Source organism: Comamonas sediminis, assembly GCF_041107495.1.
Taxonomy (GTDB): domain Bacteria; phylum Pseudomonadota; class Gammaproteobacteria; order Burkholderiales; family Burkholderiaceae_C; genus Comamonas; species Comamonas sediminis.
Genome location: NZ_JBGBDC010000002.1, coordinates 607,610 through 619,988, shown reverse-complemented (window position 1 = coordinate 619,988; position 12,379 = coordinate 607,610). Strand labels below are relative to the sequence as shown.

The following is a 12,379-nucleotide window of genomic DNA, read 5'->3' as shown; positions in this document are numbered from 1 at the left end:
GAATCGCAGGCTATGCCTTTTTGCAAGCAGTTTTGGCGCACGGGGATTGGCGCAGCCATGGTGGCCGCCGCAGGCGCGGCGCTGGCCGCAGGCACCCCGGCCACGCCGCGCGCTGCAGCACAGGCCGGCGCCGCTACTGCCAACATCCGCCAACCCGATGCCGAAGAGCGCCTGGTGCAGATCATTGCGCTGGTGCAGAACCAGCAGCTGGACCAGGCCCTCAAGGCGGCAGCCAGCTTGACGGCCGATGTGCCGCATTTTCAGGCGGCGCAGCTGGTGTATGCCGATCTGCTGCGTTTTCGCTCCGGCCAGCCCGGCGCGTTGACACCGGCTGCGGTGGCCGAGCGGGCTGCGATGCTGCCGGTCAAACATGTCCCGCTGCCGCAAGCCGGGGCAGCGCCGTTGCCCATCCCCGCCGCCAGCGTTCAGGGCGCGCAGAGTCTGGAGCAGCTCCAGGGCCTGCAGGACGAAATCCGCCGCCGCATGCTTGGCGCCCGGTCGCTGCCCGCTGCTGGCCAAGTGCCTGCGGAGTTTCTGTCGCTGTCGCCCTCGGTGCGGCAGGTCATTGCGATCGATGCGAGCCAGTCGCGCCTTTATTTGCTGCGCCACGACAAGGGGCAGTTGCAGCTGGTGGACAGCTTCTATGTCTCCGTTGGCAAGCTCGGCGTGGGCAAGCTCGAAGAGGGCGACCAGCGCACGCCTGAAGGCATTTACTTTATCGGCCGGCAGATCGCAGGACAGCGCCTGCCCGAGTTTTATGGCAAGGGCGCCCTCACGCTGAACTACCCCAATGACTGGGACAAGGCCATGGGCCGCTCGGGCAGCGGCATCTGGCTGCACGGCGCGCCGCCGGACCAGTTTGCGCGCCTGCCCCAGGCCAGCGATGGCTGCGTGGTGTTGGCCAACCCCGACTTGATCGCACTGATGCGCACGGTGGACAAGCTCACGCCGGTCCTGATCCGCGATCAGCTCCAGTGGGTGGCGCCAAGCGATGCCTCCCACCGCCAGAATACGGAGGCCTTCCACGCCGTGCTCCAGCAGTGGCACCAGGCCTGGATGCAGGACGGTCCCCAGGCCGCTTTGCAGCTGGCCTCGCCGCAATGGACGGCCTCGCCCGAAGGCCAGGCCTGGCAGAACCGCATGGCCGCGCTGTTCAAGGGCCGCAACGTGGAGCTGCAGGACATCTCCACCTACGGCTGGAAGGACGACAAGGGCGAGATCCGTGTTGCCAACTTGAAGCTCAAGAGCCGCGAACAGGCCCAGCCCTTGTCGCTGCGCCAGTACTGGCGCAAGGTGGGCAAGGACTGGCGCTTGTTCTCTGAAGACCTGCAAAACCAGAGCTGACCGTTGTCAGCCCATAGCAAAAGGCCCAAACCGAGGTTTGGGCCTTTGTGCTTTGTGCAGCGGCTTAGTGCTGCGAGTCCGGGTCATCCAGCAGCTGCTGGCGCAGCTTCTGGTCTTCGGTCATCTCAAACCACATGGCGTTGAGCACCGCAAAGGCGGCGGCCAGTGGCAGGCCGAGAATCCAAGAGAAATACCACATAGTTGAATCCTTTCTGTGTGCGGCGGCGCTCAGTAAGCGTGGCCGTTGCCGTCGTTGATGTCCTTGGCATTGACCTTGCCCCAGAGGACGGAGTAGACCCAGCTGGTATAGGCGAGGATCAGCGGCATGAAGATGAGCGTACAGACCAGCATGATGAACAAGGTCATGTGGCTGGACGAGGAATCCCAGACCGTCAGGCTGAAACGCGGATCCACGGACGAGGGCAGGATCATCGGGAACATCGAGGCGCCCACGGTCAGGATGATGCCGGCAATGCCCAGGCCGCTGGTGATCATCGCCAGACCATCCTTGCGGGCGCGGATCAGCACGGCCGCCAGCAGGCAACCCAGTACGCCGAGAATGGGCGCAGCCATCGTCCAGGGGTGCTGCTGGTAGTTTTGCATCCAGGCGCCGGGGGCGTGGGCTGCGGTCTTGAACAGCGGGTTCGACGGGCCGGTGGTGTTCAGCACCGAGGTGATGCTGTAGCCGTCGACAAACTTCCACAGCACGATGCCTGCGAGCACGAACAGCACGGCGGTGACGACGGCCGAGATGCTGCCCACGGTGCGGGCCCGGGCGGCAATCGCACCTTCGGTCTTGATGCACAGCCAGGCGGCGCCATGCATCAGCAGCATGGTGACCGAGATCAGGCCAGCCAGGATCGCGAAGGGGTTGAGCAGGCCGAAGAAGCTGCCGTCGTAGTGGATATAGAGCTCAGGCGTGAGGCGGAAGGGTACGCCCTGCAGCACATTGCCCATGGCCACGCCGCAGATCAGCGCGGGGATGAAGCTGCCGGCAAACAGTGCCCAGTCCCAGCGGCTGCGCCAGGCGGGAGACTCGTTCTTGCTGCGGTACTTGAAGGCGACCGGGCGCAGGATCAGACCGATCAGGATCACGAACATGGCCAGGTAAAAGCCCGAGAAGGACACCGCATACAGCTGTGGCCAGGCGGCAAAGATGGCGCCACCGCCCAGCACCAGCCAAACCTGGTTGCCTTCCCAGGTGGGGCCCACTGCGTTGATGATGACGCGGCGCTCCAGATCGTTCTTGCCCAGGAAGGGCAGCAGCATGCCGGTGCCCAGGTCAAAGCCGTCCATCACGGCAAAGCCGATCAGCAGCACGCCCAGCAGGACCCACCAGATGACACGCAGGGTGTCGTAGTTCAAAAGTGTATGCAAGATCATGGTGTTACTTTCCCGAATAGGTAGGTTGTGCCGTGGCGATCGAGGCATAGCTCAGCGGCTGCGGATCACGCTGCTCGGGCTCCAGCTCGGGGCCCTTCTGGATGGCCTTGAGCATCAGCTTCATCTCGATGATCAGCAGCACCGTGTACAGCGCCACAAAGCCCAAAATGGTGATCAGCAGGGTGGTCACGCCCAGGTTGGATGCGGCCACAGCGGTGGGCAGCACGCCTTCGATGATCCAGGGCTGGCGGCCGAACTCGGCCACAAACCAGCCGCACTCAATGGCGACCCAGGGCAGCGGGATCGACCAGACGGCCACCCACAGCAGCCAGCGGCGGTTTTCCAGCTGGTGGCGCGACGCGAGGTAGAAGAACACGGCGGTCAGCACGATGAAGAACATGCCCAGCGCGACCATGATGCGGAAGGTCCAGAACAGCGGAGCCACCTGCGGAACCGTGTCCCAAGCCGCCTTGGCGATCTGCGCGTCGCTGGCCTGGCGTGGGTCATCGACATAGCGCTTGAGCAGCAGCGCATAGCCCAGCGACTTGCCATTGGCCTCGAATTGCTCCTTGAGCTCGGGCGAGATCGTCGTCGTGGAGCCCGCTGCGCGGATCTTCTCCAGTGCGTCATAGGCCTTGATACCGTCGCGGATCAGCACCTCGGCATGCTTGACCAGGTCGTTGATGCCCTGCAGCTCGGTATCCAGCGAGCGGGTGCCGATCAGACCCATGGCCCATGGGATGTGGATGGCGTAATGGGTCTCGCGCGCTTCCTGGTCGGGGAAGCCGATGGCGGTGAAGGCGGCCGGTGCAGGCTCGGTCTCCCACATCGCTTCGATCGCGGCGAGCTTCATCTTCTGGTGTTCGCCCGACAGGTAGCCGGACTCGTCCCCGAGCACCACCACCGACAGCGAACCGGCCAGGCCAAAGGCGGCAGCCACAGTCATCGACCGCTTGGCCAATGCCACATGGCGGCCCTTGAGCAGGTACCAGGCCGACACGCCCAGCACAAAGATGGCCGCGCAGACATAACCGGCAGAGACGGTGTGCACAAACTTGGCCTGCGCCACCGGGTTGGTGAGCACGGCCGCGAAGTCATTGACTTCCATGCGCATGGTCTGCGGGTTGAAGACGGCACCCACGGGGTTCTGCATCCAGCCGTTGGCGATCAGAATCCACAGCGCCGACAGGTTGGTGCCCAGGGCGGTGAGCCAGGTGACGATCAAGTGCTTGACCGGCGAGAGCTTGTCCCAGCCGAAGAAGAACAGACCGACAAAGGTCGCCTCCAGGAAGAAGGCCATCAGCCCTTCGATGGCCAGCGGGGCGCCAAAGATGTCGCCCACATAGTGGCTGTAGTAGCTCCAATTCATGCCGAACTGAAACTCCATCACCAGGCCGGTGGCCACGCCGATGGCGAAGTTGATGCCAAAGAGCACACCCCAGAACTTGGTCATCTGGCGCCAGATGACGCGCCGCGTCATCACATAGACCGTCTCCATGATGGCGATCAGCATGGACAGCCCCAGGGTCAGGGGTACGAAGAGAAAGTGGTACAGGGCTGTGAGTGCAAACTGCAATCTTGATAGCCCGACGATGTCGAGATCCATGAACTGGTCCTTCCGTGTTGTAAGTGCTCGATCTGGTAGAAAAACTACGTGGGTTCCAAACTGACAAATCCGTGGCTTGCGCAGGCTGCGGGGCTAGCCAGGCCGCAATCGCTGCAGCAGTGCTTCAAACTCCGCCGTGCCCTTGCGCGCTTGCGCCAATCCTCCTTGCAAGGGGGCTATCCAAACAATGCGGTCGGCGTGGCGCGCCTCGCGCTGCAAATGGCTGGCCATCACGATGGCGCTGCGGCCGCCAGCTGCGCGCTGGGCATGCCATTGCGCCAACGCGCTCATCACCTGGGCAGCGGTCTGGCGGTCCAGGCCTTCGGTGGGTTCGTCCAGCAAGCGCAAGGGTGCGGGGTGCAGCAGCAGGCGGGCGAGGGCCAGGCGGCGTGATTCGCCCCCCGACAGGCCTGCGCCCTGGCTGCCCAAGGGCGTATTCAGTTGTTGGGGCAGTGCGCGGATGACGTCGGCCAGCCCTGCCGTTTGCAGTGCGTCCCACAGCTGCGCATCGCTGGCATCAGCGCGGCCCAGGCGCAGGTTGGCGGCCACGCTGGCCTGGAATAGCTCTGTGCGTTGGGGCAGGCTGGCGCAGTGCGCCCGCAGCACCTGGCCGGCGCTGGGCGCCAGGTCGCCCGCTATCAGCGCCATCAGGCTGGATTTACCGGCGCCGCTGGGCCCGGCCAGCACCAGCCATTCGCCATCGGCCACCTGCAGATCGACCTGCTGCAGCAAGGCGCTGGCGCTGCCCGGGTGCTGCAGGCGGACTGCTTGCAGGTCCACGGCCAGGCCGGTAGCAGGTGCTTGGGCTTCGCCGGCGCGGGTGCCTGCAGCGTCATCGAGCAGCGGAGCAATGCGGCGCGCAGCGAGCAGGGTGCGGCCCGCTTCCATCGCGCCACGGCGGATATGGACGAGGGGCTCCAGCGCTGCCAGCAGCAGCAAGGTGGCCAGCGCGGCAATGGGCGCGCCAATTTCACCCTTCTGGGCCAGCCAGGCGGCGCAGAGCAAGGCGGCTGCGGTGGCCAGATGGCCCAGCATGGCCATCGCGACGGCGACCCCCGATTCCAGCCGGTTCAGACGGATATCGGCAGCAAACTGCTGGCGCTCCGCCGCCGCAATGCGGGCCATTTGGCCAGCCAGGGTGCCGGCCATCACCAGCTCGGTCTGCGCGCCGACGGCATCAATCACCTGGGCCCGCAGCTGTTCGCCGGCAAAGCTGCGGCGTAGCGCGGTCATAAAACCGTAGCGCACGCACCAGGCCACGCAGGCCAGGCCGCCGGCCAGCACCATGGCGCCCACGAGCAGGCCGCTTTGCCAGTTCAAAAAGACCGTCAACGCCAGCGCGGTGACGCAGGCACTGACCAGCAGCGCGACGGCCGGGGTCAGCAGACGCAGGTAGACTGCGTCGAGCGCATCGATGTCGGCGGTAAGGCGGTGCAGCAGGCGGGCGGGGCGCTGGCGCAACGCCAATGCGGTATCAGCGGCGGCCAGGCGCGAGAACAGCTGCACCCGCAGGGCGGCCAGCACGCGCAAGGTGGCATCGTGGGTCACTACCCGCTCGCTGTAGCGCGCGCCGGTGCGCAGCATCGAGAAAAAGCGCACACCGGCGCCGGGTGCGAATACATCAAACACCACGGCCGTGGCGGCGGAAAGACCCGCCACATAGGCAGCCGTGAGGAACCAGCCCGACAGACCCAGCAACGCCATGCCGGCGCACACGGTGATGGCAGCGAGCAGACTGCCCAGCAGCATGCGCCGGCGGTAGGGCGATTGCGCAAACAGTTGAACAATGGGGCGCAGCGCGTTCCAGGCCATCATGCGATGCTCCTCGTGGCGGCGGGCAGGCCGGTGGCAATGGGCGGCTGGCTGCCATCGAGCGACAGCACCCGGTCCATGCAGGCGGCCAGCAGCGGATCATGGGTGGCCACGACCAGAGTCGCGCCGCGTGCAGCCAACGCCAGCAGTCCCTGGCGCACAAACTGCGCGGTCTCGGCATCCAGGTGGGCCGTCGGTTCATCGGCCAGCACCAGGCGGCAGCCAGGCGTGGCAGCCGCGCGTGCCAGGGTCAGGCGCAAGGCCTCGCCACCCGACAGGCCCAGGCCGCCATCGCCCACCACCGCATTGCCGCGCAAGGCCAGCACGGGGCCGAGCGCCGCGCGCTGCACCGCTTGCTGCAGCGCGGCGTCGTCGATATCGCGGCCCAGGCGAATGTTGTCCATCAGGCTGGCAGCCAGCACATGGGGCTTTTGCGCGACCCAGGCGATGCCGCTGCGCAGCCGGTCGGCATGGGCTGCATCCAAGGGGGCGCCATCGATATGGATACTGCCGGCGCTGGGGGCAGCCAGGCCCGCGATCAGCGCCATCACGGTGGATTTTCCGCTGCCGCTTTCTCCCCACAGCGCCACGCGCTCCCCCGCGGCAATCTCTGCGCTGAAGGCATGGACCACCAGCGGGCTCTGGGCGCTGTATTGAAAGCTGAGGTCCTGGATTGTCAGCGCGGCAGCGGTTGTCTTGGGGGCGCTGGCAGCGCTGTCTGGGTGCGCATTGCCAGTACCCACCAGCTGCGGGCCAGGCTGCTGCAGCGCTTGCAGCGCGTCCAGCGCAGCGACACCGGCGGCCTTGTCATGCCATACCGCAGACAGCTCGCGCAGCGGCTCAAAAAACGCGGGGGCCAGCAGCAGCACGAACATGGCCTGGGCGAGGCCCAAGGTACCGCCCCAGCTGCCAAACGGGATCTGGCCCAGCAAATGAAAGCCGACATAGACAGCGACCAGGGCCACGCCCAACGCAGAGAACAGCTCCAGCACCGCAGAAGACAGGAACGCAATCTTGAGCACCGCCATGGTGTTGGCACGCAGCTGCTCTGCCGCACCGGTCAGCTGCTGGGCCACCTGGGCCACGGCACCCAGCCCGCGAATGCTAGCGAGACCTTGCAGGCGATCGAGCAAGAACTGGTTCAGGTTTCCAACATCCTGCAAATGCTTTTTGCTGGCCGCCTCGGCCCGCCAGCCCACAAGCGCCATAAAGATCGGAATCAACGGCGCTGCCACCAGCAGCACCAGCCCCGCCACCCAGGACAGACTGAAGACACAGACCAGGATGACCAGCGGCACGACCATGACCTTGGTGCGCGCCGTGGTGTAACGGGCAAAGTAGGGCGTGATGTGGTCAGCCTGCTCGTTGAGCACACTGGCCGCCAGCCCGGCCGATGGGCGCTGTGGGTGCAACGGCGAATGCAGCGCCAATGCCTGCAGCGCCTGCAGCCGCAGCTGCTGCGTATGCGCGCGCGCCGCTGCAAACGCCCGGCGCAGGCCATAGCCATCGACCAGCGCCCGCAGCAGGCCCAGTGCCAGGAACAGGGCGCAAGCCTTGGCCAATGCCGACCAGGCCGCTTGCTGGTGAATTGCCTCAATCCCCCAGGCAATGACCGCCGCTTGCGGCAGCCACAGTAAAGCCGCAAGCACCTGCCACCACGCTCCCTTTGCAGAGGGGCGCATTGCCACAGCAGGGCTGCTGGTGGAGGGGGTAGCGCGGGTGGATGGCATGGATGAGTTTTTCAGTTTTCAGAAATTCTTGAAAGTATTGTATATCCAAGATACTCATTAATTCAATTTATCGAATACCTGATAGGAACTACGTTGATCGAAGGCGCTGGACTTGACGGGCCGTGCTTAGGCGTCAGTTGCTACGAAATTCAGAGCATTCAACGCCCTGAAAACATAGTGAATGCAGAAATTGCCGTAAACCCCAGAGCCTTCGGTTCTGGCTGCTGCCTGGCGTTTTGAGCCCGCTTTGCCAAACGCTTGAGCCGATTGTGTTGCCTAGAGTGTGAACAGAGCTTGCTGTAAGTCAAGAACAGCGCGGGTTCTCCCTAGGGGGTGGGATGGGGAGATGGGGCGTTGTTTTGGGGCGACTGGATGAACCGAGGTCCATGCGCAACTCTTAACGAAGTACTTCTGGCAGGTGAGCCAAATGGCCTTGCGTTCATAACACTGGCGAACGGCTCAACAGGCGCGTACTCCAGCGGCACTTTCCCCGTTAGAGAACAAGTTTCGTCACCGCTTGATACGAGTGCCCCGCTAATCACTGATGAGGTTCAGCTGGCAACGTAAAAGTATCAGCAGGAATGTCACCCAATTTGCTGACCGAAGCCAGGTACATACCACGTTTGGAAAGCGTTTATATGGATTTAGGGTGTGGGCTGTGGTGTCAGTAAAGACGTGGATAAGTAAACATTCATTTCTGAAAAACGCTATGTACGCGTATGTATATAAACGTTCCTGCCTTCGGTAGCTAACTATTCGTTAGGAGAAAGAATTGCCATGCTTTCGAAAAGACGTTATCTAATCAGTCTTTTGAGTGAAATTATATATTAAATATTTTTAAAAATCAATTGTAAGTTATAGGTCGGTATTCTATTTGGTAATCATTTAATCATAATGATTAATGGCTACTAAATATTTGACTGCGATTGAAAATAATATTAAATTTAGCGAAAGCTTGATCGAGGCAAAACTTTGGGGAGTTCTTGTCGCGAGGTAACGTAAACAACTAGTGGTGCTTGGAACGTCGCACTCACGGTTGCTGCACGAATGAGCGCAGGATGAGGCGAGCGTTGCTCAAATAAACGCAATTGAATACAAGGGAGATTTCATGATTGGGAAACTATATCGTTATAGTGTCGCTGTATTAATTGCGGCGTGCGCGCACCACAGCTTTTCTCAAGAAGTCATACCTGATTTGTACAAAGATCCAGGTATTTATCCCAATCGAGATTATATAAATCAGAATGTTAGTGAAAATATTGATCCATTCACTGGTTCGCTGCAAAGGCAATACGTAGACCTCCATCTTCCTGGAAATGGAGGATTTGATCTTAAAGTGATAAGGTCTTACAACAGTTCTTCTGTGGAGCCGCTGAACCCTGCGGCTTACGACTCCTCCTCTGGTGCGGGGGTAGGGTGGAGCATCCACTTCGGTCGCGTTCTGAAAAACAAAGAACGAACCATTTGCTTGAATAAAAATGCTCAAACGGTAGCTGATAACCCGGTACTGGAACTGCCAGATGGTAGTCGCCAGTTACTCGCATTTACTGGCAACACATCGCCTTTGATGCTGACGACCCAGCGGTGGAGAGCAGACTGTATCAACAGTGGGGGGTTAAGGGTCTTCTCCCCGGATGGCATGCAGTATGAAATGACCCATCTGGTGAACATGACCGGCGGCGTCAACCCTATATTTGCATGGTTCACTACCAAAATCATTGATAGAAACGGAAACAATGCCGTTATCAATTACAAAGCGAGTGCATCTTCAGAAATATCCAATATTGTGACCAGTGATGGCCGCAACATAACATTTACTTATGCAGACAGTGGTGCCAGGACTCCCCGAATAAGCCGAATCAGCAGTGCGGGACAGACCTGGAATTATGCCTACCAAGCTGTGCCGAATGTGCTGTACAGCTACTTTTTGACATCGGTGACACGGCCCGATGGCACATCTTGGAAATACCAATACAACGGTAATCTCAATACCTTGCCCGGCAGCCATGTGATGAAAGATGTCACCTATCCGCAAGGCGGTGTTATCAGCTATACCTACGACTTTGTATATTTTGACGGTCAAGCCAATCCATTGAGCCGAACGACCGTCGTTAAAGGCAAAAGAAGCAATAACGGTGGTAACTGGAGCTTTCGCTACGCACCTGGTAGCCGCAATACATATGACACCACCACCGTCACCACCCCCACCGGCACGATCACCTATCAACACGTAGGCCCCAATTATTCCAGCTCGGGCACGGTCTGGATGGTGGGGTTGCTGATGTCTAAGAAAACAGGTAATACACAAACCGAAACCTACACCTGGGACAAACAAAAAATATCCAACGAAAACTATTTCAGGCCAGGTGCCTTTGTCACTAAGGTGGACTCAGGGCAAACCAACGCTCCCATTCTGACCAAGAAGACCACGGTGCGCGATGGTGCAACCTATACCATCACCAACAGCCAATTTGACAGTTATGGAAATCCAAGAACCGTTGTTGAGTCTGGTCCGTCAGGTGGAAGCAAGACTACCACCATTAGCTACTACACGAATGCTGCTAAATGGATCATCAATAAGTCCCAAAATGAAAGCTTCACTGGCAGCTCGATAAGCCGCGCCTTCGATGGGAATGGAAACCTGACCTCTTTTACTGAGGATGGAGTCACTACCACTTATCGGTATGATGCGCAAGGCAATATGGTTGCAAAAACTTTGCCTCGATCTCAGGTACACAACTATTCCAATTTCAAGCGAGGCATACCCCAGTCCGAAACACAACCTGAGAGCATTTCGATCAGAAGGCAAGTGGATGATGCTGGCAATGTCATATCGGAAACCAATGGAGATGGGCATACAACCAGGTTGAGATATGACAGTATGAACAGAATCACATCCATTGATTATCCTGCTGGTACCTCCGTTTCGGTCGCCTACACCGCTACTACGAAAACAGCCACTCGCGGCGCATTGGTGGAACGCACGGTGTACAACAGCTTTGGCCAAGCTACAGGGGTGACTTTGGGTGGTATCGCCCGAAAATTTACGGTGGATGTGCTTGGTCGCCGCACATTCGAGTCAGACCCAGATTCCAATGCCGGTACGAGCTACCAGTTCGATATATTGGATCGAATCACGCGGATCTCTAATGCAGACAATACCTCAAGCAATGTGGTCTACGGAGCCGGCACCAAGAGGGTGACGGATGAGCGTGGCAATGTGACAACCTACAGCTATAGATCCTATGGTGATCCGGATCAGCAGCTGCTAATGGGTATTTCAGCGCCAGAAGCATCTGCAAGCGTAACCATTGCGCGAAATAGCAAAGGCCTTATCACTTCTGCCACCCAGGCGGGATTAACTCGCAGCTATAAATACAACAGCAATTATCATTTGGAGTCAGTGACTAATCCAGAGACTGGCATCACAAAATATGGACGCGATGTCGCAGGCAACATGACCTCCAGCGCAGTGGGCGCTTCAGCAACCACCCGCTATGCCTATGATGCACAAAACAGGCTGACCTCTATTACCTACCCCACTGGAACTCCAAATGTCAGCAATACCTACAGCAAGACGCATAGGCTTTTGACGGCGAGGTCCTCAACTGGCAACCGTAGCTACAGCTACGATGCCAATGGAAACATGACCAGCGAAACGCTTCAGGTGGACGGGCAGACTTTTAAAGCCTCGTATACATACAACGGCCTCGACCAACTCGCCTCCATCACTTATCCATCCGGAAAAACGGTGAGCTATTCGCCCAATGCGCTAGGGCGGCCAACGCAAGTTTCAGGCTATGTTCGAAATATTACCTATTGGCCGTCTGGTCAACTGAGGCAAATTAACTATTCGAATGGCACAATCACTGAATATCAGCAAAATGCTCGTTTATGGCCAAGTACGTTCACAACGCGCAAAGGCGGCGGGGTAAATTACAACAATAACTCTTATAACTACGATGACGTAGGTAATCTGACTTCGATTCGAGATTCTGTAGATGCTGATAACAATCGAACGCTAAGCTATGACAAAATAAATAGATTGATTTCTTCTAATGGGCCTTGGGGTTCAGGGGTGGTGGGTTACGGTGGTAATGGAAATATCACCAGTCAAAAATTCGGCAGCAATACGCTCAGCTATAACTATGATCGCAATAACAAGCTGGCCAGCACGCAAAAAGGAGGCGTGGCTAACTACTATAGCTACGACGCATATGGGAATATTGTCATCGGAGATGGTAAGAAGTATACCTATGACAATGCCTCCAACTTGATATGTGTGGACTGCGACAACGCTGCTTCTAAAGTCGAGTATGCCTACGATGCTCAAAACAACAGGTCGATTATCGTCAAAGCAGGTGTCAAGAGCTACGAGTTTTATAACTCCAGCCATGATTTATTGGTTGACTATTCACCCTCAGAGTTGCACAAGGCCACTGAATATATATATTTGGGTGGCAAGCGTATAGCGCAGCGTGTTTTCCAATCGCAAAAATAGGGT

General features: G+C 58.9%; 7 protein-coding genes. 2 read left to right on the top strand and 5 right to left on the bottom strand.

The genetic code is table 11. From position 1 onward, the window contains the following. Positions 1-12: 12 nt before the first annotated feature. A complete protein-coding gene (locus AB7A72_RS07035) occupies positions 13-1,344 on the top strand; it encodes a L,D-transpeptidase family protein (RefSeq protein ID WP_369459437.1) in 1,332 nt (443 codons plus the stop codon). Between the two features lie 64 nt (positions 1,345-1,408). Here the strand turns inward: AB7A72_RS07035 and cydX are convergent, their stop codons facing one another. The 5 genes from cydX to cydD form a co-directional block, all read right to left on the bottom strand. Then, positions 1,409-1,543, bottom strand: coding sequence for a cytochrome bd-I oxidase subunit CydX (cydX, locus tag AB7A72_RS07030; protein ID WP_021025677.1), 135 nt, complete (start codon positions 1,541-1,543; stop codon positions 1,409-1,411). A 29-nt stretch (positions 1,544-1,572) separates the two neighbouring features. Next, complete coding sequence (gene cydB, locus AB7A72_RS07025; protein ID WP_312462754.1) at positions 1,573-2,727, bottom strand: cytochrome d ubiquinol oxidase subunit II; 1,155 nt, start codon at positions 2,725-2,727, stop codon at positions 1,573-1,575. A 4-nt stretch (positions 2,728-2,731) separates the two neighbouring features. After that, a complete protein-coding gene (locus tag AB7A72_RS07020; RefSeq protein WP_230776577.1) occupies positions 2,732-4,333 on the bottom strand; it encodes a cytochrome ubiquinol oxidase subunit I in 1,602 nt (533 codons plus the stop codon). A 93-nt stretch (positions 4,334-4,426) separates the two neighbouring features. Beyond that, complete coding sequence (locus AB7A72_RS07015; RefSeq protein WP_369459435.1) at positions 4,427-6,148, bottom strand: amino acid ABC transporter ATP-binding/permease protein; 1,722 nt, start codon at positions 6,146-6,148, stop codon at positions 4,427-4,429. Continuing rightward, positions 6,145-7,794, bottom strand: a complete 1,650-nt coding sequence (gene cydD, locus AB7A72_RS07010) for a thiol reductant ABC exporter subunit CydD (protein ID WP_369459434.1) — start codon at positions 7,792-7,794, stop codon at positions 6,145-6,147. The genes AB7A72_RS07015 and cydD overlap by 4 nt, the downstream gene beginning before the upstream one ends. Before the next feature lie 1,189 nt (positions 7,795-8,983). Here cydD and AB7A72_RS07005 point away from each other — a divergent pair. Continuing rightward, positions 8,984-12,376, top strand: coding sequence for a DUF6531 domain-containing protein (locus AB7A72_RS07005; protein WP_369459432.1), 3,393 nt, complete (start codon positions 8,984-8,986; stop codon positions 12,374-12,376). The last annotated feature ends 3 nt before the right edge of the window (positions 12,377-12,379 follow it).

Excerpts from the sequence above, each read along its gene's own strand:
- AB7A72_RS07035 (WP_369459437.1), top strand. The coding sequence starts at position 13 with ATGCCTTTTTGCAAGCAGTTTTGGCGCACGGGGATTGGCGCAGCCATG.
- cydX (WP_021025677.1), bottom strand. The coding sequence starts at position 1,543 with ATGTGGTATTTCTCTTGGATTCTCGGCCTGCCACTGGCCGCCGCCTTT.
- cydB (WP_312462754.1), bottom strand. The coding sequence starts at position 2,727 with ATGATCTTGCATACACTTTTGAACTACGACACCCTGCGTGTCATCTGG.
- AB7A72_RS07020 (WP_230776577.1), bottom strand. The coding sequence starts at position 4,333 with ATGGATCTCGACATCGTCGGGCTATCAAGATTGCAGTTTGCACTCACA.
- AB7A72_RS07015 (WP_369459435.1), bottom strand. The coding sequence starts at position 6,148 with ATGATGGCCTGGAACGCGCTGCGCCCCATTGTTCAACTGTTTGCGCAA.
- AB7A72_RS07005 (WP_369459432.1), top strand. The coding sequence starts at position 8,984 with ATGATTGGGAAACTATATCGTTATAGTGTCGCTGTATTAATTGCGGCG.